Origin of the sequence: Bordetella holmesii (assembly GCF_020735985.1) — a bacterium.
GTDB lineage: Bacteria > Pseudomonadota > Gammaproteobacteria > Burkholderiales > Burkholderiaceae_B > Bordetella > Bordetella holmesii.
Genome location: NZ_CP085973.1, coordinates 846,023 through 870,979, shown reverse-complemented (window position 1 = coordinate 870,979; position 24,957 = coordinate 846,023). Strand labels below are relative to the sequence as shown.

Sequence of the window (24,957 nt, the reverse complement as noted above, 5' to 3'; positions counted from 1 at the left end):
GGAATCAGCTACCGGGCGTATCGCACGTCATCGTTCGGCCATTACTGGTCGCGCTTGACTTCCTTGAAGTCGGCGTCGACCACATTGTCGTCCACCGGCTTGGCGTTGTCGGCCGCCTGCTGCTGCTGGGCCTGCTGCTGCGCCTGCATGTCGGCGTACATCTTTTCGCCCAGCTTCTGCGAGGCCGTCGACAAGGCTTCCACCTTGGCGTCGATCTCGGCCTTGTCACCCGTCTTGAGGATGTTCTCGAGGTCCTTGATGGCAGCCTCGATCGACTCCTTCTCGGCGGCTTCCAGCTTCTCGCCGTACTCCGTGAGCGACTTGCGGGTGGCATGCACCAGCGCGTCGGCCTGGTTGCGGGCCTGCGCCAGCTCGGCCAGCCGGTGATCTTCCTCGGCGTTGGCCTCGGCATCCTTGACCATGCGCTGGATCTCGTCTTCCGACAGACCCGAGTTGGCCTTGATGGTGATCTTGTTTTCCTTGCCGGTACCCTTGTCCTTGGCCGAGACATGCAGAATGCCGTTGGCGTCGATGTCAAACGTGACTTCGATCTGCGGCATGCCGCGCGGCGCCGGAGGAATTCCCTCGAGGTTGAACTCACCCAGGCCCTTGTTGCCTGCAGCGATTTCACGCTCGCCCTGGAAGACCTTGATAGTCACGGCAGGCTGGTTGTCATCCGCCGTCGAGAATGTCTGCGAGAAACGGGTCGGGATGGTCGTGTTCTTCTGGATCATCTTGGTCATCACGCCACCCAGGGTTTCAATCCCCAGGGACAGCGGCGTCACGTCCAGCAGCAGCACATCCTTGCGGTCACCCGACAGCACGGAACCCTGAATGGCAGCGCCGGCGGCGACAGCCTCATCGGGGTTGACATCCTTGCGCGGGTCACGGCCGAAGAATTCCTTGACCTTTTCCTGAACCTTGGGCATGCGGGTCATACCGCCGACCAGGATCACATCATCGATATCCGAAACCTTGACGCCAGCATCCTTGATGGCCACGCGGCACGGCTCGATGGTGCGCTCGATCAGCTCCTCGACCAGCGCTTCCAGCTTGGCGCGCGTGATCTTGAGGTTCAGGTGCTTGGGACCGGAGGCATCGGCCGTGATGTACGGCAGGTTGATCTCGGTCTGCTGGCTGGAGGACAGCTCGATCTTGGCCTTTTCGGCAGCTTCTTTCAGGCGCTGCAAAGCCAGGACGTCCTTGGACAGGTCCACGCCCTGCTCTTTCTTGAACTCGCCGATGATGTAATCGATGATGCGCTGGTCGAAATCCTCACCGCCCAGGAAGGTGTCGCCGTTGGTCGACAGCACTTCAAATTGCATCTCGCCATCGACGTCGGCGATCTCGATGATGGAGATATCGAACGTACCGCCACCCAGGTCATAGACCGCAATCTTGCGATCGCCCTTCTCGGCCTTGTCCAGGCCGAACGCCAATGCGGCTGCGGTCGGCTCGTTGATGATGCGCTTGACCTCGAGACCAGCGATGCGCCCGGCATCCTTGGTCGCCTGGCGCTGGCTGTCGTTGAAGTAGGCCGGCACCGTGATGACGGCCTCGGTGACCGGCTCGCCCAGGTAGTCCTCGGCGGTTTTCTTCATCTTGCGCAGCACTTCGGCCGACACTTGGGGAGGCGCCTGCTTCTTGCCGCGCACCTCCACCCAGGCGTCGCCGTTGTCGGCTTTGACGATGCTGTAGGGCATCAGGTGGATGTCCTTTTGCACTGCCTTTTCGTCGAATTTGCGACCGATGAGGCGCTTGACGGCGTACAGAGTGTTCGTGGGATTGGTGACCGCCTGGCGCTTGGCCGGGGCGCCCACGAGGATCTCGCCGTCTTCCATATAGGCGACGATGGAGGGCGTGGTGCGCGCGCCCTCGGCGTTTTCAATGATCTTGACCTGGCCACCGTCCATGACTGCCACGCAGCTGTTGGTCGTACCCAGGTCGATGCCGATGATTTTGCTCATGGTAGGAATACCTTGAAGAATCAGTTATTGATCGAAGTAATCGAAAGAATCACAGTCCCAGCCTAACTGGGGATGACCGCAGGGTTTTTCAAGATCCGGTTTGCAGCCGCCGGATGGCCCCGCTAAATTGCGGCAGACCTGGCCATCCGGTAACCCGGCCCAGGCGCTTGCCACCACGGAACAGCACAAAGGTTGGTACGCCGTGCAGGCCAAAACGTTGACCAAGCGCGGGGTCAGCGTAGACATCCGCCTGGAACCAACTCAACCCCAGTTCCAGCAGCGCATCGCGATGCAACAGCGCCGTCTGCTTGAAAACATTACAGTTGTAGCAGTCTTCACCCCAGAGGAAGACGCAGCGCAGGTCATCGCCAGTGGCGTTGACGACGACTTGATCGAAGTTAGCGCTCGATACCGGCTTCATGCCGAACGTTTCGAACACTGCACTGGGATCAAAGCCGCTCATGGCTGCATCCTCTCAGGCCACTCAGCCTGCCGAGACCACGACCAACGCCGGGCGCAGCGTGCGATCGGCAATGGCGTAGCCTTTTTGCAGCACTTGCACCACGGTATTGGCGGGCTGTCCGGCAGGCACCGACGAGATGGCCTGGTGCATGTGCGGGTCGAACTTGTCTCCCTGGGCCGGGGCAATTTCCTTGAGCATGTTGCGCTCGAAGGCGCCGACCAATTGCTTGAGCGTGACTTCCACGCCTTCGCGCAGGGCCTCGACGGTCTGGTCAGGCTGAGCCAGAGCGGCTTCCAGGCTGTCCTTGACCGGCACCAGGCTCTCGGCGAACGACTCAATGCCGAACTTGCGCGCCTTCGAGACGTCTTCCTGCGCACGGCGGCGCACGTTCTCGGCTTCGGCCATGGCGCGCAGCACCTGCTCCTGCTGAGATTGAACCTGTGCCTGGGCGGCGGCCAGTTCGGCACGCACGGCGGCCAATTCAGCGTGCACGTCTTCTGCGGGCAAGCCGGCGCTGGCGTCTTGATCGACAGGCTCTTGAGGTGCCGTCATGAGAGTCCTCCAGAATAGGGATGAATACGGTATCAGCCCATAAATGAGGGCCAGTTCTCTGGCTTCAAGGGGGGAAAAGGCAAAAAAAGACCAGGGCACAGGGCCCTGGTACCTTATTTTTTGCGGGGCTGAGTCGGCGCCGGCGGATCACTGGCAGGAAAGGACTCTTTAAGCGCCTCGTCGACCGGATCCGGTCGATCTTCTTCTGGTGTGATGGCGACGGGGTCACTGGCCGGAAAGCTTTCCATCAGTGCCTCGTCAAGATCGCGCTCGACCGCGTCTTCCTCGAGGTTGTCGTGGCCGGGCGCACCCGACGTGCCTACTCTGGGGCGGGTGGGAGGTGTCATCTTGCCGTCTCCTGGAAAAGGGTGTTGTGCAATAGACAATACTTACACACGCCATGCGTGTAAGAGCCGTATTCAGTTTACGCGATTCACGATCGGCTGACCGGCCACCCTTGCAATTGGCTTTGCACGAGGCTGGCCAGCCCCTCGGCCCAAAGCGGACTGTCATTGAGCGCAGGAATGCAACGAAAACGCTTGCCGCCGGCTTGCATAAAAGCCTGCCGGCACTCCTGATTGATCTCCTCCAGGGTTTCGAGGCAATCCGCCACGAAACCGGGACAAACCACATCGACCTCGCTTACCCCCTGACGCGCCAACTCCTTGAGGGTGGGCTCGGTATAAGGCTCCATCCAGCGCGCCGAACCGAACCGACTCTGAAAACACACCTCCACCTCATCGGCTGCCAGCCCAAGGCGCTCCCTCAACAATCGGGCCGTATCCAGGCAATCCCGGTAATAAGGGTCGCCCAGTTCGATCGAGTAACGCGGCAAGCCATGAAAACTCATAAGCAGTTTCTGCGGCTTGCCCTGCGCTTGCCAGAAGGCGCGAATGCGTTCGGCCTGCGCGTCGAGGTAGACAGGATCATCGTAGAAGCGTTTGACGAAGCGCATCGCCGGCTGGTCCCTCAGGCGCGCGGCGTGGCGCGTCACCGCATCCACGGCGGTGGCGGTCGTGCTGGCTGCATATTGCGGATAAAGCGGCACGGTAAGGATGTGGTCGCAGCCCTGGTCGCGCAACCGCGCAATGCCGTCGGCCACCGACGGATTGCCATAGCGCATGCCCAAAACGACCGGTACGTCCAGGCCACGACTGGCCAACACCTTGGCCACACCCTCGGCCTGCTGCCGGCTGTAGACCAAGAGCGGCGAGCCCTCCTCCATCCATATATCCGCATAGCGTGGAGCGAGCTTCTTCGGCCGCATGGTCAGCACCAGGCCATACAGTATCGGTTTCCACAAATAAGAGGGAATCTCGATCACACGGGGGTCGGAGAGAAACTCGCCCAGATACTTGCGGATGTCGCCCGCGGAAGGCGTGTCCGGCGTGCCGAGATTGACCAGAAGCACGCCCGACCGCCCAGGCTCGCGCGCCGGCGGATTGTCGTCGAACGGATCGTCGCCGCGGACCGGCTCGGCCAGGAAGCGCTCAGGCCACAAGTACTTGAACAAGCGAAGAAACACTGACGTCTCCGGGCGCGAGGCCGTGGTTGGAATTATTGATTATGGCTGAGCGCGTTCGACAGCAGGCGGGCCGTGATATCGACAATGGGTATCACCCGCTCATAGGACATCCGGGTAGGCCCGATCACGCCCAGCGTGCCGACGATCTGGCCGTCCACCCCATAGGGAGCCGTCACTACGGTGACTTCATCCATGGGAACCAACTGCGAGTCCCCACCGATATAGATCTGCACGCCCTGGGCGCGGCTGGAAACGTCCAGCAACTGCAGCAGATCGGTCTTCTTTTCGAACAACGAGAACATCTTGCGCAAGCGGTCCATATCCGAGGCGATATCGGTGACATCCAGCAGCTTTCGCTCGCCGGAAATCACCACCGAGTCACCCTCGTCCGCCGCCTCGGCACCCACTTCGGCGGCGGCCTGCATCAGACGGGAGATGTCCTCGCGCAACTGCGTGAGCTCGGTAGAGAGCGTCCGCCGCACCGCATCAAAGGACTTGCCGGAGAAATGTTGATTGAAAAAATTGCCCGCCTCGAGCAATTCGCTTTCGGCATAATCGCGCTGCACCTGCATGATGCGGTTCTGCACGTCGCCATCGGGCGTGACGATGATCAACAAGACACGCTTGTCGGTCAGACGCACGAACTCGATCTGACGAAACACCTGCGCCCGCTTGGGGGTGAGCACCACACCCGCGAACTGCGTCAGATTCGATAGCAAAGCGGCTGCGGCATTGACCGCACGGCTGGGTTCAACCATGGGCAGCAGCTCTGACATATTGGCCGGCTCGAACTGGTACGGGTGCACCGCCAGTAGCGAATCCACGAACATCCGATAGCCCCGGGGCGTGGGCACACGGCCTGCCGAAGTGTGCGGGCTGTGTATCAGCCCGAGCTCCTCCAGATCCGCCATGACGTTGCGTATAGTGGCCGGAGAGAGGTCAAATACCTTCGATAGCGTACGAGAACCCACCGGTTGCCCGTCGGCGATATAGCGTTCAATCAACGCTTTCAGCAAAGCTCGTGCGCGGTCGTCCATGAGACTATTTTATGGAAAGTTTAGCCAGGAGGCGATTTTTGTCCTCCGACATGATATGCGGCCCCATATAATCGCCTGATACGCCTCACGAATCCACTGAAACCCGCTCATGCACTTTCCTATCGTCGCCCTGATCGGACGCTACCAGGACACTGGCCTGGACGCGCCCCTGCGCACGCTCGCCGAGATGCTCACGCAAGCCGGCCGGCGTGTTCTGGTCGATGCCGACACGGCGCGCAATACCGGCGTGCATGAATACCCCGAAGCCACCTTGCAGGAAATCGGCGAGGCGGCCTCACTGGCCGTGGTCATGGGTGGCGATGGCACGGTTCTGGGCGCGGCGCGCCACCTGGCTCCCTATGGCGTGCCCCTGGTGGGCATCAACCATGGCCGGCTGGGCTTCATCACGGACATTCCGCTGCAAGATGCCCGCAATGCGCTGGCGCGCGTACTCGATGGCAACTTCCAGATCGAAGAGCGGATGCTGCTTCAGGGCAGCGTCTGGCGCGGTGATGCCCACATGTATTCGGCCTCGGCGCTCAACGACGTGGTGCTCAATCGGGCCGGACGCGGCGGCATGATCGAAATGCGCGTCGAGCTCGATGGCGTTTACATGTACACCCAGCGGGCCGATGGGCTGATCATTGCCACACCCACCGGCTCAACCGCCTATGCGCTGTCGGCCGCCGGCCCGCTGCTGCACCCCGGGCTCAATGCCATGGTGCTGGTGCCCGTGGCGCCGCAAAGCCTGTCCAACCGCCCTATCGTCATCCCTGACAGTGGCGTGCTCAACATGACACTGACCGCCATCGGCCGCGTCGAGACAGGTGCTTCGGTCCACTTTGACATGCAGACCTGGTCGGATCTTCAACTGGGTGACCGCATTACCGTGCAGCGCGCCCCGCATACCGCCCGCCTGGTTCACCCCCAGGGCTATAGCTTTTTCTCCACCCTGCGCCGCAAGCTGCATTGGAATCTGATGCCGCAGGCCACCGACAACATCGAGTAATCCATCCCGGCAGCGCCCGCTATGTTGCGAACCCTGCATATCCGCGACTTCGTCATCGTTGAACAGACGGACATTCATTTTGGTTCCGGTTTCACCGTTTTTACGGGCGAAACCGGTGCTGGCAAGTCCATTTTGATCGATGCCCTGGCCCTGGCCCTGGGCGGGCGCGGCGATGCCAGCGTACTGCGTGAAGGCGCAGCCCGAACCGACATCACGGCTATTTTTGACACTCCTGCGCATTTGACGGCCTGGCTGGCCGAACGCGAGCTCGAGCCCGCCGAAGAGCTTTCTCTGCGCCGGGTCATCGACGCCCAGGGACGTAGCCGCGCCTATATCAATGGCATGCCCGCTACCGTGACGCAGTTGCGGGAGCTGGGTGAAACGCTGGTCGACATCCACGGTCAGCACGCTCATCAAAGTCTGATGCGGCCAGACGCCCAGCGCGATCTGCTCGATGCGCACGGCGGACATGCTGAGCTGCGCCAGCTTGTGGCCCAGGCCTGGAAGCATTGGCGTGGCCTGGCCCGCCAACTGGAGACCGCCGAACGGGACGCCGACGCCCTCACTGTCGAGCGCGAGCGCCTTCAATGGCAGCTCGACGACCTGGATCGCCTGAATCTTGCCGAGGGTGAGTGGGATACCCTGCAGGCCGAGCACAGCCGTCTTTCGCACGCCCAGTCCCTGCTCGATGGCGCGGGCCAGATCATCGAAGCGCTGGATGGCGAACACGACTCTGCGCTCTCGCGCCTGAATGCAGCCAGCAACCGACTGCAACAGATGCTGCGCCACGACAGCGGCCTGCACGCCATTGCAGAAGAACTGGAGTCAGCCCGCATCGCCATGAGCGAAGCGATCTCCGACCTGAATAACTACCTAAGCCGCGTCGATCTGGACCCTGACCGCCTGAGCGCTGCCGAGGCACGGCTGAGCGCAGTCTTCGATACGGCGCGCAAATTCAAGGCCGAACCCGAGAGCCTGGCTTCGATGCGGACCGGTCTGCGCGAGCAGTTGGCTCATTTGCAGGCCGCAGCCGATGTCGAAGCCTTGCGCGCTCAAGTCCACGCCGCGCAGGCCCAATATGACAGCGCAGCGGCACTGCTGAGCCAGGCGAGGCAGCGAATCGCCGGCGACCTGGGCAAACACGTCAGCCGTGCCATGCAGACTCTGTCCATGAGTGGCGGACGCTTCGAGGCGGCGCTGACGGCCGGGCCGGCCAGCGCACAAGGCAATGAGACGGTCGAGTTTCTCGTGGCCGGCCACGCCGGCACCTCGGCCCGGCCCTTGGCCAAAGTGGCCTCCGGCGGCGAAATGTCACGCATCTCGTTGGCGCTCTCGGTCATCGCAAGCCGCGCTGCTCGCGTGCCGACGTTGATCTTCGATGAGGTCGACAGTGGCGTGGGAGGAGCCGTCGCGGAAGTCGTCGGCAAACTGCTGCGCGAACTGGGCGCGCGGCATCAGGTGCTGTGCGTGACGCACTTGCCCCAGGTGGCTGCCTGCAGCAATCACCAGTTCCGTGTGAGCAAGAGCGAAAAAGCCGGCATCACGCGATCGCGCATTGCCGAGCTGGACGCCGATGAGCGGGTCGAAGAGGTCGCCCGCATGCTGGGCGGCATCACCATCACGCCCACCACACTCGAGCATGCGCGCGAGATGCTGCAGAACACCCACACGGCGTGACGTCCCGCGCCCGCACAAAAAAGGTTCATCGCGGAATAGCGTGGAGCCGTGCTTGATTGCCGTTACGCTTGATCCTTGATTTTTCAAGGATCAAGGCCGGGATCATGCTGGACCGCAAGACGATCGAGAGGTTGGGTGGGTGGGAAGGTTATCGGGTGGAGCGGGTCGTGTGGCCTGAAGGTGAGAGCCGGACGGTCACGATTTACCTGAAGCCTTCAGCGCGAACGATGCACTGCGAGCACTGCGGCAACCGATGTCGGCAGGTGCATGAGACGACCACGCGCCGGGTGCGGGATCTGCCGCTAATGGCGCTGCGAGTGACGCTGGTAGTGCCGCGTCGGCGGGTCTGGTGCGAGCAGTGCGGTGGACCGCATCTGGAGAGGCTGAGCTGGCTGGGCCGTTACCAGCGAGTGACCGACCGGCTGGCCGAGGCGGTCAGCCAGTTGCTTGAGTCCAGCAACATTCTGGCCGTGGCGCGCTTCTTCCAACTGGGTTGGCACACGGTCAAGGCGCTGGACAAGGCCCTGCTGCGACGGGCGATCCAAGAGCCGGACTGGAGCCAGATCCACTACCTAGCGATGGACGAGTTCGCTCTACACAAGGGCCATCGTTATGCCACGGTCGTTGTCGATCCGATCCGCCGTCAGGTGCTATGGATCGGTGATGGCCGCTCGCGCGAGACGGCCAGAGCCTTCTTCGAACAACTGCCAACTGGGGTTGCCCAGCAGATCCGGGCCGTAGCGATCGACATGACGACGGCCTATGAGCTGGAGATCCAGGCCAACTGCCCCAACGCCGATGACCTGCCCCCAGATTTAGTACGGCACCGACATAGAGCCCAGGGGTAAAAGACCTTCTTTCTGATGAGCCTGCACGAATTGCGCCGGCGTTAAATATCCGAGCGCGCTGTGAGGCCGATCGGTGTTGTACTCGACTCGCCAGTTTTCGATCAAGCTTTTAGCCTGTCGCAGGGACAAGAACCAGTGCTCGTTAAGGCATTCGTCGCGGAACTTGCCGTTGAAACTTTCGATATAAGCGTTCTCCACCGGCTTACCCGGCCGAATAAACGACAGCTTTACGCCTGCTTGGTAGGCCCCCAGGCGTCCAAGGCTCTTCCGGCGAACTCTGGCCCGTTGTCCACGGTAATAGATCGCGGCAGGCCACGCATCTCCGCCAGCCGTTGCAGCACCATGGCAACACGCAGTCCCGGCAACGACGTATCGACCTCGATGGCCAGGCATTCGCGAGTGTAGTCATCGACGATAGTCAAACAGCGGAATCGGCGGCCATAGGCTAGGCCGTCGGCCACAAAGTCCATTGACCAACTCTGATTCGGCGCGATTGCCGCTGGGCGAACCACGCGCTCGGTCGCCGCGATTCGCTTACGCTTTCGTTTTCGCACGCTTAACCCTGCCAGACTGTACAGCCGCCAGATTCGCTTGTGATTTGCTTGCCAGCCTTCGCGACGTAAGAGCACATGGATCCTCCGATAGCCGTAGCGTCGTTTCGCCACTGCCATCTCTTTCATGCGCTCGGTCAGCGCAGCATCGCCTGAGCGTGTGCTCTCGTAGGCAAACAGCGACCGCGAAATTCCTACCAGCCCACAGGCCCGGGTAACACCCATGCTGCGCTCGGTCATTAATGTCCTGACCGCCTCGCGTTTGGCCTGCGGGCTGACTACTTTCGGCTTAGCAGATCCTGAAGCGCCGCCTTGTCCAGCATCGACTCGGCCAACAGCTTCTTGAGCTTGTTGTTCTCCTGCTCCAGCTCCTTGAGCCTCTGAGCGTCCGACACCGTCATGCCACCGAACTTCGCCTTCCAGTTGTAGTACGTTGCCTCGGAGATTCCGTGCTTGCGGCACAACTCTGCGGGCTTGGCACCTGCATCGGCTTCCTTGAGCACGCCGATGATTTGCTCTTCCGTAAATCGTTTCTTCATTGCCATTCCTTTGGGAACGGACTCTACATCGATTTCGTACTAATCACGGGGAGCAGGTCACCCAGCAGATCCGGGCCGTAGCGATCGACATGACGACGGCCTATGAGCTGGAGATCCAGGCCAACTGCCCCAACGCCGAGATCGTCTACGACCTGTTCCACGTCGTGGCCAAGTACGGCCGTGAAGTGATAGACCGGGTGCGTGTAGACCAAGCGAACCAGTTGCGGCACGACAAGCCGGCCCGCCGGGTGATCAAGTCCAGTCGCTGGCTACTGCTGCGCAATCGCAAAAACCTCGATCCGTGCCAATCGGTAAAGTTGGACGAGTTGCTCCAGGCCAACCAGCCCTTGCTCACCGCTTATCTGATGCGCGATGAGCTCAAACAGCTGTGGTTCTACCAACACCCCGGCTACGCCCGCCAGGCATGGGATCACTGGCTGCAACAGGCTCAGGGCAGCGGCATCGCCGCCTTGGCTCACTTCGCGCTCAAGCTAAAAGCCTATCTGCACGGGATTCTGTCTCGCTGTCGCCACCGGCTCAACACCAGCATCGTCGAGGGCATCAACAACACCATCAAAGTCATCAAGCGCCGCGCCTACGGCTACCGCGATCAGGAGTACTTCTTCCTCAAGATCCGGTCTGCATTCCCCGGTATTCCTCGATGAACCACAAAAAAACCCGGCACGAGGCCGGGTTCAGTGCGGCACCAAAACTTTAATTGCGCTGGCAGTCCGAGCACATGCCGTAGAGCACCATCGCGTGGCTTTCGAGGACAAAGCCATTGTCCTTGGCGACCTTGTGTTGACGCTTCTCGATATCGACGTCCGAAAATTCAACCACCTTGCCGCAGTTCGTGCAGATGAGATGGTCGTGGTGGTCGCCGTCGTTGAGCTCAAATACGGCCTTGCCCGTGTCGAACTGGCTGCGGCTCAGGATGCCGGCCTGCTCAAACTGAGTAAGGACGCGATAAACCGTTGCCAGACCGATCTCGACGCTCTCTCCGATGAGGGCGCGATAGACATCTTCAGCGCTGAGGTGACGCTGGTCCGACTTGCGGAAAATGTCCAGAATCTTGAGGCGGGGAAAGGTCGCCTTCAAACCCATGTTTTTCAATTCGCTCTGGTCGCTCATGTAGTCGCTCTCCGTCCACTGAGGCAAGTCTCCGGCATCCGGCCCATCCGCAGTCTACAATGCGGCCCTATTTCGCATTGCCGCTCCGTCGTCGCGGGGCGATCTTTCAGACCGAGCGGGCCAGCGCCTCAATTCGTGTTGCCTTGCGGAACTATCCGTTATTTAAACCTTTATGATAACGGTTTTGTCCGTTTCCAATAATAGGGGCGCGTAGTGTCCATAATTGCTCGTAATCCCTCCCGGCCCGTCAAGGCGGTGCTGGGAACCCTGGTGCTGGCCGCGGCCCTGGCCGGCTGCTCTTCTGGAAAATGGGGCTTCCCGTACCGCGCGGACATGCAGCAAGGCAACTGGATCACCCGGGAACAAGTCGCGCTATTGCAGCCCGGCATGTCTCGCGAGCAGGTCCGCTTTGCGCTGGGCAGTCCGACGCTGACCAGCGTGCTGCATGCCGACCGCTGGGACTATCCGTACTATTTCAAGCCCGGCTACGGCAAAGCACAGGAACGCCACTTCACGGTCTTCTTCGAAAACGACCGGCTCGTCCGCTGGGACGGTGACCAACAACCTGAGCTGCAGCCTTTCCAGATCAACCTGCCCAACGCCGCAGCCCTGGAGAAAGCCGACAACGCCGAAATCGCCGCTGAGAAGCGAGCCGAACAGGCCGAGAAAACGGAACCGGTTCACTCGAACATCCAAATCAACACCGCGACCCAGCCAGCCACCAGCACTCCCGGCATGCCTGGCAGCTCGCCCGAACCGCTCAAGTAAGCCGAAGGAAACACAATGCGTATCGCGATTGCCGGCGCCAGCGGCCGCATGGGCCACATGCTGATCGAAGCCATCTTGAACACGGATGGAGTTGACCTCACCGTGGCGCTGGACCGCAAAGACTCTGCCTTCGTGGGCCAGGATGCAGGCGCTTTCCTGGGCCGGGAGACCGGCGTACTCATCAGCGACAACGTGGACAGCTTGGCTCACGCCGACTGCCTGATCGACTTTACTCGACCGGAAGGCACCCTGGAGCATCTTCAGGCCTGCCTGAAACACGGCACCCGCACGGTGATCGGCACCACGGGCTTTGACGATGCCGGCCGCGCGGCCATCGAAGTCGCCGCCCAGAAGATCGCCATCGTGTTTGCACCCAACATGAGCGTGGGCGTCAATGCCACCCTCAAGTTGCTGGACATGGCCGCTCGCATCCTCAACAGCGGCTATGACGTCGAAGTCTTCGAAGCCCACCACCGCAACAAAGTGGATGCCCCGTCGGGCACCGCCCTGGCCATGGGCGAAGCCGTCGCGTCGGCCTGGAATGTCGCGCTGCCCGACGTGGCCACCTGGAGTCGCCACGGCGAAACCGGTGCGCGCAAACCCGGCACCATCGGCTTCTCCGTGGTGCGTGGCGGTGACATCGTCGGCGACCACACGGTGTACTTCTGCGGCACGGGCGAGCGTATCGAGATCACCCACCGCTCCAGCAGTCGCGCCACCTACGCGCAAGGGGCCGTGCGTGCCGCCAAGTTCCTCGACGGCAAACGCAATGGGCTCTACGACATGCAGGCCGTGCTCGGCCTCTGAGCCCTGATACGCCAAAGCAAGAAGCCGGCACGCGCCGGCTTCTTGCTTTGTGGACGGTCATGCCACCACGACAGGCTCCGGCTCCAACCAGACCCCGAAACGGCCCTGCACATCGGTGCGAATCGCATCGGCCAGCGCCAGAATATCCCGCGCCGTGGCCGCCCCGCGATTGACCAACACCAGCGCCTGACGGTCGTGCACGCCGGCCGGGCCCAGATCACGCCCCTTCCAGCCGCATTGGTCAATCAACCAGCCGGCAGCCAGCTTGTAGCGGCCATCCGGTTGTGCGTAGGACACCAGCTCGGGGTATCGCGCCAACAATGACTCACGTACGGTGGCGTCGACCAACGGGTTCTTGAAGAAACTGCCGGCATTGCCGATCACCGCCGGATCGGGCAGCTTGGCCTGCCGGATGGCGCATACGGCCTGAAAAATCGTCCGCGCGTCCACTTCAGCCTGCTGCAAGGCTGGCCAGCGCTGCAAATCGGGGTAGTTCAGCACGGCGCGCCAAGGGCGCGGCAACGCAAACCGTACCCGGGTAATCAACCACCGACCGGGCTGCTGCTTGAACACACTATCCCGGTACGCAAAGCGGCAGTCGCGTGCCTCGAATCGCACTGCCCTGCCCTGTTGCAAATCCCAGGCGTCCAGGCTGTCGAAACGATCGGCCAACTCTACCCCGTATGCACCGATATTCTGCACCGGCGCCGCCCCTACCGTGCCGGGTATGAGCGCCAGATTCTCCAGTCCGGCCCACCCCTGCTCGGTGCAATGCGCGACGAAATCATGCCAACGCTCGCCCGCTGCAGCCTCCACCAGCCACGCATCATCGCGCGTCTGGAGCAGGCGAATTCCGCGTAGCCCCACCTTGACGACCAGGTCGCTCAAGACCTCCCCCAGCACCACATTGCTGCCCCCACCCAGAACCAGACATCCCGGGTAACGAGCTAGCCAGGCAGACACGGCAGGCAACTGTGCCTCATCGTCGAGGGTCACAAAGGCAGCTGCGCGCGACGCCAGCCGGAACGTATTCAAATCGCGCAAATCCTGGTTCGTTGGCACGAGGGAAATTGACATGGGCAAGAAAAGCTATGCTATAGTTTCTGTCTTCGCTCATATTACTTGAACGATTGATTTGCCACCGCCGGCTGCCGTCAATGACGCGCCAAAAGCGAAAAAGCAGAAAAATTTCTCGCTTTGCACAAATCAAAATTTCATGTAAGATGCGTGTCTTTCGTGAAAACAGTGTCGCATTGAACTGCTTTCAAAAAACGAAAACCCCTGCGGGAATAGCTCAGTTGGTAGAGCGCAACCTTGCCAAGGTTGAGGTCGCGAGTTCGAGACTCGTTTCCCGCTCCAAATTTTGCTCTATTGAATCGCCCCGGGTTTCTTAGACAGTCCCGTTCATCAAAAAGTAGCGCCGTTCGAACTCTACCGGAGAAACCTGGCCGATATAGCTGTGGCGCCGTCGTGGGTTGTAGAACAACTCGATATAGTCAAACACATCGGCGCGTGCCTGGTCGCGAGTGGAATAGATCTTGCGTCGGATTCTTTCACGCTTGAGCAACTGAAAGAAGCTCTCAGCAACGGCGTTGTCATAGCAGTTTCCTCGTCTGCTCATGCTGGGGCGCAACCGATGGGCTTTCAGGAAGTCTTGCCAGTCATGACTGCTGAACTGACTCCCTTGGTCTGAATGCACGAGTACTTCGGCCTCTGGTTTACGACGCCAGACCGCAGCCAGCAATGCGTTGATGGCAAGTTCTCGGGTCATCCGATCGCTCATGGACCAGCCCACGATCTGCCGCGAGAACAGATCCAATACCGCGGCAAGATAGAGCCAACCTTCGTGTGTTCGGATGTAGGTAATGTCGGTCACCCAGACCTGGTTGGGGGCATCGACCCGGAACTGGCGTTGTAGTGACCTGCTCCCCGTGATTAGTACGAAATCGATGTAGAGTCCGTTCCCAAAGGAATGGCAATGAAGAAACGATTTACGGAAGAGCAAATCATCGGCGTGCTCAAGGAAGCCGATGCAGGTGCCAAGCCCGCAGAGTTGTGCCGCAAGCACGGAATCTCCGAGGCAACGTACTACAACTGGAAGGCGAAGTTCGGTGGCATGACGGTGTCGGACGCTCAGAGGCTCAAGGAGCTGGAGCAGGAGAACAACAAGCTCAAGAAGCTGTTGGCCGAGTCGATGCTGGACAAGGCGGCGCTTCAGGATCTGCTAAGCCGAAAGTAGTCAGCCCGCAGGCCAAACGCGAGGCGGTCAGGACATTAATGACCGAGCGCGTGGTTCGCCCAGCGGCAATCGCGCCGAATCAGAGTTGGTCAATGGACTTTGTGGCCGACGGCCTAGCCTATGGCCGCCGATTCCGCTGTTTGACTATCGTCGATGACTACACTCGCGAATGCCTGGCCATCGAGGTCGATACGTCGTTGCCGGGACTGCGTGTTGCCATGGTGCTGCAACGGCTGGCGGAGATGCGTGGCCTGCCGCGATCTATTACCGTGGACAACGGGCCAGAGTTCGCCGGAAGAGCCTTGGACGCCTGGGCCTACCAAGCAGGCGTAAAGCTGTCGTTTATTCGGCCGGGTAAGCCGGTGGAGAACGCTTATATCGAAAGTTTCAACGGCAAGTTCCGCGACGAATGCCTTAACGAGCACTGGTTCTTGTCCCTGCGACAGGCTAAAAGCTTGATCGAAAACTGGCGAGTCGAGTACAACACCGATCGGCCTCACAGCGCGCTCGGATATTTAACGCCGGCGCAATTCGTGCAGGCTCATCAGAAAGAAGGTCTTTTACCCCTGGGCTCTATGTCGGTGCCGTACTAAATCTGGGGGCAGGTCAGCCCGCCTCATGAACGTGCCGGAATACCTCGAGATCCTCCAACCTCATAGCGCCCTGTCTCCTGATCGTTATGTCTTATGTCAGCCCGCGATGCGATGGGGAATGTAGCAGGCCAGGCCAAGCAGGCGAAAAAAACCCCTAGTTCGTTCGGCTGACGCCGCGCCAACCAGAGCGCTGCCGCCAGCTCGAAACCGATCGCGCCAACACCAGGCGCCCCTTTCGACCCGCGTCGAGTACGTGGCAATACCGTGCGGCCTGAGATAGCGAGCCTAAACAGACGGACTTACCCGCTCGCTGATGAACCGCCCAACCAGGCGCCAGGTCCAACTGCAGGTCGGCGACGGTGATTCGGACACCGCGCAGGGCCGCCTCGGGGCGGCGCCAGGCGCGTCGCCATCGCGGCCACGGCAATCGAAACATCGTTCGCTTTGCCGCATGAGTAACGCCTCACGCGGTGTTTCTCACTCACCCTCTAACAAACCAGGCATAGGAGTGTTGCCATGTCATCGACCAGAACCATAGCCTCCCTCTTGCTCGGCGCGGCGGCGTGCATCGCGGGCTTCGGCTCCATGGCGAGTCAGCACACCTTGACCACGTACGCAATGGCCGGCGAACGCCAAAACGTCGTCACGCCGACAGCCTCGCCAGAAGCAGCACAGCCCCAACCGCGCCGCCCGAACAGTCAAAGCGAAACCGTCTGGCATGCCCTTTCCGAGGCGACATGGGTGGCCGACGGCAGACAGGATGCCCCCCGGGTGGTCTACACCTTCAGTGACCCGAACTGCCCCTATTGCAACCGTTTCTCGGAAACCGCCCGCCCGTGGGTACAGGCAGGAAAGGTGCAGTTACGCCACATCCTCATTGGCATCATCAACGCCAGCAGCAGCACCAAAGCCGCAGCCATTCTTGGTGCCAGCGACCCCACGGCGGCCCTGATCGAGAACGAGCGCAACTTCCGGCAGGGGGGTATCAAACCCGCGGCCAGCGTGCCTGAGGTAGTGCGTACGCGTCTGACGCAGAACCATGACCTGATGGCGAAGTTGGGTTTCCGAGGTACCCCTGGCATCGTCTATCTGGATGATCAAGGGCGGTTGCAGCGGCTCAATGGCCTGCCCCGCACCGGTGGCTGGGAGCGCATCCTGGGACACCGCTAGGCGCCAGGGCGTCGCACCTGCGCCCCGTACCACCATCGGCCACGATGCCCCTGTCCGACCGTCGCGTATAAGACGACGGCTTGCAGCCGTGGCCGTTTGGCACTACATTGTTGACAATATGATCGATTTTCGCGGGAAAACATCGGTCACCCTTCCAATATTTCATAATATTGTCGACACAATGCATCAACCCATTCCGCCTTCCGATCTGGCGGCAGACAACCAAACCCTGTCCGATCAGCTGTTTCGCAAGCTGCAATCCGCCATCATCAAGGGCGACATTGCACCGGGCAGCAAAATGTCGGAGCCCGAGCTGGCTCGCGTCCATGGCGTCAGCCGCGGCCCATTGCGCGAGGCGCTGCACCGGCTGGAGGGGCAGCGCCTGTTGGTTCGGGTGCCTCACGCGGGGGCCCGGGTTGTATCCCTGAGTCCCAAGGAGTTGAGCGAACTCTACGAAATCCGAGAGTCGCTCGAAGGCATGGCCTGCCGGTTGGCGGCCGACCGCATGCCCGCGCAAGAGGTCCAGCAACTGCGCGATGTGCTGCATGCACACGAAAAAGATGCAGCCTTCCAGGCGGGTCTGGGTTATTACCAACAGGAAGGCGACTACGACTTTCACTATCGCATCGTCAAGGGAAGTGGCAACCAGATGCTGTTTCGCATGCTTTGCGATGAGCTCTATCAGCTCGCCCGCATGTATCGCATCCAGTACTCGAATACGCCCAACCGGCCCAAACAATCGTATGCCGAACATCACCGCATTCTGGACGCTATCGCCGATGGCGACGGCGAACTGGCCGAAATCCTGATGCGGCGGCACATCCGTGCCTCCCGCCTCAATATCGAGCAGCAAATCACCCAAGGCAAGCAGCCCAAGAGCCAAGCATGAACCACTCCTATCGCAAGCCCCTGCCCGGAACCCGCCTGGATTACTTCGATGCCCGCGCCGCCGTGGAGGCCATCTCCTGCGGCGCCTACGATGGGTTGCCCTACACCTCGCGCGTACTGGCCGAGAACCTCGTGCGGCGCTGCGACCCGGCGCTGCTGACCGATGCGCTCAGACAGCTCATCGAACGCCGCCGCGATCTCGACTTCCCGTGGTATCCGGCCCGCGTGGTGTGCCATGACATTCTCGGCCAGACCGCGTTGGTGGATCTGGCCGGCCTGCGCGACGCCATCGCCGACAAGGGTGGCGACCCCGCCAAGGTGAATCCGGTAGTCCCTGTGCAGTTGATCGTCGATCACTCTCTGGCAGTTGAGTATGACGGCAACGATCCTGACGCCTTTGCCAAGAATCGCGCAGTGGAAGACCGTCGCAATGAGGACCGTTTTCACTTCATCGACTGGACCAAGCAGGCATTTCGTAACATCGATATCGTGCCGCCGGGCAATGGCATCATGCACCAGATCAATCTGGAGCGCATGTCGCCAGTAATCTATACCCAGGACGGCGTGGCCTACCCAGATACCTTGGTCGGCACGGACAGCCATACGTCCCATGTCGACGCACTGGGCGTGATCGCCATCGGTGTGGGCGGACTCGAAGCCGAAAACGTCATGCTGGGCCGCGCTTCATGGATGCGGCTGCCCGACATCGTCGGCGTGCAACTGACAGGGCGGCCTGAACCGAGCATCACGGCCACCGACGTGGTGCTGACACTGACCGAGTTTCTGCGCAAGGAGAAAGTGGTCGGCGCCTACCTGGAGTTCTACGGCGAAGGAGCCGCCGCGCTCACCCTGGGTGACCGCGCAACGATCTCCAATATGGCTCCCGAGTATGGCGCCACGGCGGCCATGTTCGCCATCGATCAACAGACGATTGCCTATCTGCGCCTGACCGGCCGCGAGGAGAGCCAGATCGACCTGGTCGAGACCTATGCCAAGACAACCGGCCTTTGGGCAGATAGCCTGGTCAACGCCCGCTATGAGCGCGTTCTGCAGTTTGATCTGTCCACGGTGGTCCGCACCCTGGCCGGCCCGTCCAACCCGCATCGCCGCCTGCCAGTCTCTGCGCTGGCAGAACAAGGCATCGCGGGCAAGGTCGAACAGACACCCGGCCAGATGCCCGACGGCGCGGTGATCATCGCCGCGATCACCAGCTGCACCAATACGAGCAACCCGCGCAACGTGATAGCCGCCGGCCTGCTGGCGCGCAATGCCAACCGTGCGGGCTTAACGCGCCAGCCCTGGGTCAAGAGCTCGTTGGCGCCCGGATCAAAGACCGTTGCGCTCTATCTCGAAGAAGCTGGACTGCTGTCCGAGCTGGAACAACTGGGCTTCGGCGTGGTGGCCTTTGCCTGTACCACATGCAACGGCATGTCCGGCGCGCTCGACCCTGTCATTCAGCAGGAAATCATCGACCGCGACCTCTATTCCACGGCCGTGCTCTCGGGCAACCGCAATTTCGACGGGCGCATTCATCCCTATGCCAAGCAGGCCTTTCTGGCCTCGCCGCCCCTGGTCGTGGCGTACGCTATTGCCGGAACGATCCGCTTTGATATCGAACGCGATGTTCTGGGGCTAGACGCGCAAGGCCGCGAGATCCGCCTGGCAGACATCTGGCCCAGTGACGCGGAGATTGACGCCGTGGTCAACGCCGCGGTCAAGCCCGAGCAATTCCGGCAGGTATACGCGCCGATGTTCGACATCCTCGATGACCGCAAGACCGCCGTCGACCCGCTCTACCCCTGGCGTGCTGCCAGTACTTACATCCGCCGTCCCCCGTATTGGGAAGGCGCCCTGGCCGGCGATCGCACGCTGCAAGGCATGCGCGCGATCGCCGTGCTGGGCGACAACATCACCACGGATCACCTCTCTCCGTCCAACGCCATCATGGGCGATAGCGCAGCCGGCGAGTATCTCGCCAAGATGGGCCTGCCGGAGGAGGACTACAACTCTTATGCGACACATCGCGGCGATCATCTGACCGCGCAGCGCGCAACCTTCGCCAACCCCAAGCTCTTTAACGAAATGGTGCGCAACGACGATGGCAGCGTGCGGCAAGGCTCGCTGGCTCGCGTCGAGCCGCAAGGCCAAATCATGCGCATGTGGGAGGCCATTGAAACGTACATGGAGCGCAAGCAGCCCCTGATCATCGTGGCCGGAGCCGACTACGGCCAGGGTTCCTCGCGCGACTGGGCGGCCAAAGGTGTGCGGCTAGCCGGCGTGGAGACCATCGTGGCCGAGGGCTTTGAGCGCATCCATCGCACCAATCTGATCGGCATGGGAGTGCTGCCACTGGAATTCAAGCCGGGCGTCAATCGCAACACACTGGAGCTCGACGGTTCCGAAACCTATGATGTGGTTGGCCAGAGAAAACCCCGCGCCGACCTCACTCTGGTTATCCATCGCCGCGGCGGCCAACGCCTGGAAGTGGCCGTGACCTGCCGCCTGGATACCGCCGAAGAGGTTTCCATCTATGAGGCCGGTGGCGTCCTGCAACGTTTTGCCCAGGATTTCCTTGAAGCATCTTCGGCAGCCGAAGGTCGCCAAGCCTCTTGATACGCGCATGGGCGCTTGCCGCCCATCCCTCCCCTTCCTTTTACCAGGACTGCGACATGGCTCACGCCCCCCAGACTCGGATCCGCGCAACGTATATGCGCGGCGGCACCAGTAAAGGCGTTTTCTTCAACCGTGAAGATCTCCCTGAATCGGCACGCGTACCCGGCGCCGCCCGCGATGCGCTGCTGATGCGTGTCATCGGCAGCCCGGATCCGTATGGCAAGCAGATCGACGGCATGGGGGCAGCGACGTCCAGCACCAGCAAGACTGTCATCCTGTCCAAGAGCAACCGGCCCGGCCACGACATCGACTATCTCTTTGGCCAAGTATCCATAGACCAGCCCTTCGTAGACTGGAGTGGAAACTGCGGAAACCTGTCAGCGGCAGTGGGACCTTTTGCCATCACCAATGGTCTGGTTGATGCTGAGCGAGTACCTGCCAATGGCGTCGCCGTCGTGCGCATCTGGCAGGCCAATATCGGTAAGACCATTGTGGCCCACGTGCCGATGACCGATGGCGCCGTCCAGGAAACCGGCGACTTCGAACTCGACGGCGTGACGTTCCCGGCTGCGGAAATCCAACTCGAATTCATGAATCCTGCCGATGACGGCGACGGCGGCTCGATGTTTCCGACGGGCAATGTCGTCGACGAACTCGACGTGCCCGGCGTGGGACGCTTGCGCGCCACCATGATCAACTCTGGCATACCAACGATCTTTCTGGAAGCCGACGCGCTGGGCTACGACGGCACGGAGTTGCAGGACGCCATCAATGGTGATCCGTCAGCATTGGCCCGTTTCGAGACCATACGCGCGCATGGTGCACTGCGCATGGGATTGATCACACGGATAGAGGACGCTGCCACGCGCCAGCACACTCCCAAGGTCGCTTTCGTTGCGCCCCCAAAAGCCTATGCGGCATCCAGCGGGAAGCAGATAGCACGATCCGATATCGACGTACTCGTACGCGCGCTGTCCATGGGCAAACTGCATCACGCCATGATGGGCACGGCTTCGGTGGCCATTGCCACAGCCGCTGCCGTCCCGGGCACGCTGGTCAACCTCGCCGCCGGTGGCGGTCAACGCGATACGGTATGTTTCGGCCACCCGTCGGGGACGTTACGCGTGGGCGCCCAGGCCGAATCCATCGACGGAGAGTGGACGGTCACCAAGGCCATCATGAGCCGTAGCGCGCGTACCCTGATGGATGGCTACGTCCACCTGCCGCGCGAAGGATTCTGAGCACGCTCAAGAAGGCGGCGACGGCCGCCCTTTTGCTTTTCAACTTCTGAATCCACCCTCATGGCCTTGCACAGCTGGCTGATCTATTTGATCGCCGTCACCGGACTCTCGTTGACGCCCGGTCCCAACACATTGCTGGCGTTGACGCATGGCGCGCTACATGGCCATCGCCGGGCGCTGTGCACCATCAGCGGAGGCGCTGTCGGTTTTATCGCGCTCATCGCCTTGTCGATGCTGGGTATCAGCGCGCTGCTCAACGCCTGGGCGCCTGCGCTAGGCGTGTTGAAGTGGGCAGGCGGCCTGTATCTGGTGTGGCTAGGCATCCAGCTGTGGCGTGCGCCGGGGGTACACCTGCACGCTCGGCCAGACATGCCCCGGCTGCGCGGCACGCAGATGTTCAGCCAGGGTTTCCTGTCGGCCATATCCAACCCCAAGGCCCTGCTTTTCTACAGCGCTTTCTTGCCACAATTCATCGACCCGGCGCGCAGCCTACTGATGCAGTTCGCCATCATGGCCGCCACGTTTGCCGTGATCGAGTTCGGCGTCGAGTATCTGCTGGCGCGGCTGGCACATAGGGTACGCCCCTGGCTGGAGCGTTGCGGCGGCCGTTTCAACAAAGCGTGTGGCGGCCTGTTCGCCATCATGGGCATTGCACTGCCCACGACCTAGGCGCCGGTTTGGAAGAAAAGGCCGGACGAAAAAGAGCCAGGCCGAATGGCCTGGCTGGAAAACAGCGCGACATCAGCGGTGACCGGCGAGGCACCCTAACACCGCACCTCAAGCACGAACCATCAATCCACGCGTGCGCCCGAGATCTTGACGGCCTCGGCCCACTTGGCGATTTCCTTATCGACGAAGGCCGCGAACTGCTCCGGAGTCGAAGGCGTGAATTCGCTGCCCGCGGCAATCATCTTCTCTTTGGCGGCGGGATCCGTCATGACTTCGCGCATGTCCGCCGAGATCTTCTCGACCAACGCTTTGGGCGTGCCCTTGGGAGCGAAGAAACCTGACCATGGCGGAGCCGAGAATCCCGGAAAGCCTTGCTCGGCCACCGTGGAATAATCCGGCGCGCTGGCAAAGCGCTCTCCCGTGGTCAGCCCGATGATGCGCAACTTGCCGCTTTTTGCGTAGGCTTGCACTGCGGGCAAACCGGTGATGCCAACCTGAATCTGTCCACCCAGCAGATCCGTGACCATGGGCGCACTGCCACGATAGGGAATATGAGTCAGCGCAAAGTTTCCCTGGTTCTTGAGCAGTTCCATGCCCAGGTGAGAAGCCGTGCCGTTGCCGTCTGAACCATAGGAATACTGCACGACGCCCTTTTTCAAAAGGGCGATCAGCTCGGGAAGATTCTTGGCCGGCACATCGTTGTTGACGACGATGGCGTTGGGATAAAGAGTGGCCTGTGTAATGGGTTCGAAATCCTTACGCGGGTCATAGCGCATATTCTTGTAGAGCGACGTGTTGATGCCGTGCGAACCCGTCACGCCCAACACCAATGTGTATCCGTCGGGCGCGGCGCGCGCCACGTACTCCGAACCTAGATTGCCGCCCGCGCCCGGACGGTTTTCGACAACGACGCCCTGCCCCCACTTCTTGGCCAACCCCTCGGCGACCAGGCGCGCGGTGATATCGGTCGCTCCGCCCGCCGGAAATGGCACGATGATCGTGACCGGCCGAGTCGGATAGTTGCTCTGCGCCACGGCGGCGACCGTGGCGGACATGCCCAGTACCCCTGCCAACAATGGCAAGGCGGCGTGCTTGAGCAGGCTGCGGCGCAGGCTGGCGCCGGCAGTGGTGAAATTCCCCGTCTTCATGTGTCTATCCTTCTGTGCTCGAATCAATGCAAACATCAAATACAACCCACAAATCGGCCACCGCTATACTGCGGTGTACCCCCCATCCACGCGCACATCCGTGCCCGTGATGAACGCGGCATCCTTGCTCATGAGGAACAAGGCCGTACGCGCAATTTCTTCCACCTCGCCCAATCTCCCCGAGGGGTAACGTGGTGCCAACGCCTGTCGCGCTGCCTCGGCATCGCCATAGCGGCGCAGAACCCTACCCGTCAGCACCGCACCTGGCGACAGGCTCATCGCCCGTATACCCTCGTCGGCATGATCCACGGCGATGGCCCGTGCCAGGGCGATGAGCCCGGCCTTGCTCGTGCCATAGGCCCCGCGCCCGACGGCGGCCACGCTTCCCAACTGCGAAGCGACGTTGATCACCACGCCGCGGCCGGCACGCCGCATCGGCGCCAGCGCCCATTTGCTCATCAACCATGCACCGATCAGATTGATGGACAGCGCCTGGTGCCAATGCGAGGCCGACAGATCGCCCACTTTGTCGCCTGGCGTGACGACCGCGGCGTTATTGACCAGCACATCGATGCGCGACCAGCGCGCCAACACGCCTCGACCGCAGCGCGCGTCTGCATGGGATCGGCAACATCACATTGCAAGCGCAGAATTCGCTCATCATCGGCTCGACCCAATGGCACCAGCGCGTCAGCGTCCAGGTCGATCAAGGCCACCCGCGCGCCGGCAGTGAGGCACTCGCGGGCAATACCCCAACCGAGGTCTCCGGCCGCACCGGTAATGACGACGACCTGTTCTGCAAGATCAGGGCTCATAACGCCATGCCTCCCAAGGAGGCGCCGCCGCAGACATAAAGCGTTTGTCCAGTGATGGCGCTGCTGTGCGGCGACAGAAAAAACTCAATCGCACTGACGACCTCTTCCGGCCGAATCAGGCGTCCCAACGGAAGGCTCACCTGAGGCGGTGCGCCACGCTCGGGATCGCTCAACATGGGGGTGTCGACCGCACCGGGCGCGACCACATTGACGATAATCCCCTGGCCTATCCATTCGGCGGCCAGGCTGCGGGCCATGCCGATCTGAGCAGCCTTGGTCGCGGCATAGGCGGCACGCTGCGCGCGCCCCAGCACGGCGCGGCTCGACACCAGTACGATACGGCCCTCCAGCGGCCGCAACCGCTCAGCCAGCAGCCCGATGATTGCCAGCGGGGCTGCCCCGTGCAGACGCCAGAGCAGCTCGGTATCGTCGCGCTGCGAGTCAAACGCCCCGCCGCTGCGCATGACACCCGCACAATGCACGAACACCTGCACGTGTGCGGGCAGTGCCTCGGCCAGGCGATCGATGCCAGCCGTCTGCGTCAAATCGATACGATGATGGCGATAGGCAATAGACTCTTCGTCGGGCCAGGCCTGCCGGTCCAGACCATGCACCCGCCAGCCTGCGCCAAGCAAACGCCTGGTAAGCGCCAGGCCTATGCCTGAGGCGGATCCGGTAACGACAGCAACGCGGTCAACAGACATGCG

19 protein-coding genes, 1 tRNA gene and 6 pseudogenes are annotated in these 24,957 nt (G+C 61.5%); 13 read left to right on the top strand and 13 right to left on the bottom strand.

Going from position 1 to position 24,957, the window contains the following annotated elements:
* Positions 1-41 precede the first annotated feature (41 nt).
* The 6 genes from dnaK to hrcA form a co-directional block, all read right to left on the bottom strand.
* On the bottom strand, positions 42-1,967 hold the full coding sequence (gene dnaK / locus LK440_RS04075; protein ID WP_005015048.1) for a molecular chaperone DnaK: 1,926 nt from the start codon (positions 1,965-1,967) through the stop codon (positions 42-44).
* Positions 1,968-2,055: 88 nt separating this feature from the next.
* Complete coding sequence (locus tag LK440_RS04070) at positions 2,056-2,430, bottom strand: thioredoxin family protein (protein WP_005015056.1); 375 nt, start codon at positions 2,428-2,430, stop codon at positions 2,056-2,058.
* Positions 2,431-2,451: 21 nt separating this feature from the next.
* Positions 2,452-2,982 (bottom strand): nucleotide exchange factor GrpE, encoded by a 531-nt coding sequence (gene grpE / locus LK440_RS04065; RefSeq protein ID WP_005015058.1) that lies wholly within the window; start codon positions 2,980-2,982, stop codon positions 2,452-2,454.
* Positions 2,983-3,095: 113 nt separating this feature from the next.
* The gene (locus LK440_RS04060) at positions 3,096-3,329 is read right to left on the bottom strand and encodes a hypothetical protein (protein WP_005015059.1); all 234 of its coding nucleotides are present in this window, start codon (positions 3,327-3,329) and stop codon (positions 3,096-3,098) included.
* 86 nt (positions 3,330-3,415) lie between these two features.
* The gene (gene hemH / locus LK440_RS04055; protein WP_005015061.1) at positions 3,416-4,507 is read right to left on the bottom strand and encodes a ferrochelatase; all 1,092 of its coding nucleotides are present in this window, start codon (positions 4,505-4,507) and stop codon (positions 3,416-3,418) included.
* Between the two features lie 32 nt (positions 4,508-4,539).
* Entirely contained in the window at positions 4,540-5,544 is a 1,005-nt protein-coding gene (hrcA, locus tag LK440_RS04050) for a heat-inducible transcriptional repressor HrcA (RefSeq protein WP_005015063.1), read from the bottom strand.
* Positions 5,545-5,653: 109 nt separating this feature from the next.
* Here hrcA and LK440_RS04045 point away from each other — a divergent pair, with 109 nt between their 5' ends.
* From LK440_RS04045 to LK440_RS04035, 3 genes and pseudogenes are all read left to right on the top strand, one after another.
* Positions 5,654-6,553 (top strand): NAD kinase, encoded by a 900-nt coding sequence (locus tag LK440_RS04045; RefSeq protein ID WP_005015074.1) that lies wholly within the window; start codon positions 5,654-5,656, stop codon positions 6,551-6,553.
* A 21-nt stretch (positions 6,554-6,574) separates the two neighbouring features.
* A complete protein-coding gene (gene recN, locus LK440_RS04040) occupies positions 6,575-8,230 on the top strand; it encodes a DNA repair protein RecN (RefSeq protein ID WP_005015076.1) in 1,656 nt (551 codons plus the stop codon).
* 104 nt (positions 8,231-8,334) lie between these two features.
* Positions 8,335-9,030: pseudogene (locus tag LK440_RS04035) on the top strand (ISL3 family transposase); the annotation flags it as partial.
* 15 nt (positions 9,031-9,045) lie between these two features.
* Here LK440_RS04035 and LK440_RS04030 read toward each other — a convergent pair.
* Positions 9,046-10,168, bottom strand: a pseudogene (locus LK440_RS04030) (IS3 family transposase).
* A gap of 56 nt (positions 10,169-10,224) precedes the next feature.
* On the opposite strand from LK440_RS04030, the pseudogene LK440_RS04025 reads away from it, so the two are divergent.
* A pseudogene (locus tag LK440_RS04025) lies at positions 10,225-10,833 on the top strand (ISL3 family transposase); the annotation flags it as partial.
* 49 nt (positions 10,834-10,882) lie between these two features.
* Here LK440_RS04025 and fur read toward each other — a convergent pair.
* Entirely contained in the window at positions 10,883-11,299 is a 417-nt protein-coding gene (gene fur, locus LK440_RS04020) for a ferric iron uptake transcriptional regulator (protein WP_005015081.1), read from the bottom strand.
* 219 nt (positions 11,300-11,518) lie between these two features.
* Here fur and LK440_RS04015 point away from each other — a divergent pair, with 219 nt between their 5' ends.
* Complete coding sequence (locus LK440_RS04015; protein WP_025341184.1) at positions 11,519-12,067, top strand: outer membrane protein assembly factor BamE; 549 nt, start codon at positions 11,519-11,521, stop codon at positions 12,065-12,067.
* Between the two features lie 15 nt (positions 12,068-12,082).
* On the top strand, positions 12,083-12,874 hold the full coding sequence (dapB, locus tag LK440_RS04010) for a 4-hydroxy-tetrahydrodipicolinate reductase (RefSeq protein WP_005015090.1): 792 nt from the start codon (positions 12,083-12,085) through the stop codon (positions 12,872-12,874).
* A 57-nt stretch (positions 12,875-12,931) separates the two neighbouring features.
* Here the strand turns inward: dapB and murB are convergent, their stop codons facing one another.
* Positions 12,932-13,951, bottom strand: a complete 1,020-nt coding sequence (gene murB, locus LK440_RS04005) for a UDP-N-acetylmuramate dehydrogenase (RefSeq protein ID WP_169510525.1) — start codon at positions 13,949-13,951, stop codon at positions 12,932-12,934.
* Positions 13,952-14,157: 206 nt separating this feature from the next.
* Here murB and LK440_RS04000 point away from each other — a divergent pair.
* Positions 14,158-14,233 (top strand) — tRNA-Gly (locus LK440_RS04000).
* Positions 14,234-14,264: 31 nt separating this feature from the next.
* Here the strand turns inward: LK440_RS04000 and LK440_RS03995 are convergent.
* Positions 14,265-14,792 (bottom strand): annotated as a pseudogene (locus tag LK440_RS03995) (IS3 family transposase); the annotation flags it as partial.
* A gap of 60 nt (positions 14,793-14,852) precedes the next feature.
* Between LK440_RS03995 and LK440_RS03990 the strand changes: the two are divergent.
* The 6 genes and pseudogenes from LK440_RS03990 to LK440_RS03965 all read left to right on the top strand — a co-directional run bounded on the left by LK440_RS03990 (position 14,853) and on the right by LK440_RS03965 (position 22,287).
* A pseudogene (locus LK440_RS03990) lies at positions 14,853-15,706 on the top strand (IS3 family transposase).
* A gap of 516 nt (positions 15,707-16,222) precedes the next feature.
* Complete coding sequence (dsbG, locus tag LK440_RS03985; RefSeq protein ID WP_005015101.1) at positions 16,223-16,876, top strand: thiol:disulfide interchange protein DsbG; 654 nt, start codon at positions 16,223-16,225, stop codon at positions 16,874-16,876.
* A gap of 181 nt (positions 16,877-17,057) precedes the next feature.
* A complete protein-coding gene (locus tag LK440_RS03980) occupies positions 17,058-17,765 on the top strand; it encodes a GntR family transcriptional regulator (protein WP_025341186.1) in 708 nt (235 codons plus the stop codon).
* Positions 17,762-20,377 (top strand): Fe/S-dependent 2-methylisocitrate dehydratase AcnD, encoded by a 2,616-nt coding sequence (gene acnD / locus LK440_RS03975; RefSeq protein WP_005015108.1) that lies wholly within the window; start codon positions 17,762-17,764, stop codon positions 20,375-20,377. Before LK440_RS03980 ends, acnD begins: the two co-directional genes overlap by 4 nt.
* Before the next feature lie 56 nt (positions 20,378-20,433).
* Positions 20,434-21,618, top strand: coding sequence for a 2-methylaconitate cis-trans isomerase PrpF (gene prpF, locus LK440_RS03970; protein WP_005015113.1), 1,185 nt, complete (start codon positions 20,434-20,436; stop codon positions 21,616-21,618).
* A 60-nt stretch (positions 21,619-21,678) separates the two neighbouring features.
* Positions 21,679-22,287 carry a LysE family translocator gene (locus tag LK440_RS03965; protein ID WP_005015114.1) on the top strand — a complete coding sequence of 203 codons (609 nt, stop codon included), beginning with the start codon at positions 21,679-21,681 and terminating at the stop codon, positions 22,285-22,287.
* A 122-nt stretch (positions 22,288-22,409) separates the two neighbouring features.
* Here LK440_RS03965 and LK440_RS03960 read toward each other — a convergent pair whose 3' ends face one another.
* From LK440_RS03960 to LK440_RS03950, 3 genes and pseudogenes are all read right to left on the bottom strand, one after another.
* Positions 22,410-23,435: a Bug family tripartite tricarboxylate transporter substrate binding protein gene (locus tag LK440_RS03960; protein WP_005015116.1), complete on the bottom strand. Its 1,026-nt coding sequence runs from the start codon at positions 23,433-23,435 to the stop codon at positions 22,410-22,412.
* 63 nt (positions 23,436-23,498) lie between these two features.
* Positions 23,499-24,250 (bottom strand): annotated as a pseudogene (locus LK440_RS03955) (SDR family NAD(P)-dependent oxidoreductase).
* A complete protein-coding gene (locus LK440_RS03950) occupies positions 24,247-24,954 on the bottom strand; it encodes an SDR family NAD(P)-dependent oxidoreductase (protein WP_005015120.1) in 708 nt (235 codons plus the stop codon). The pseudogene LK440_RS03955 and the gene LK440_RS03950 overlap by 4 nt, the downstream one beginning before the upstream one ends.
* Between the last annotated feature and the right edge of the window lie 3 nt (positions 24,955-24,957).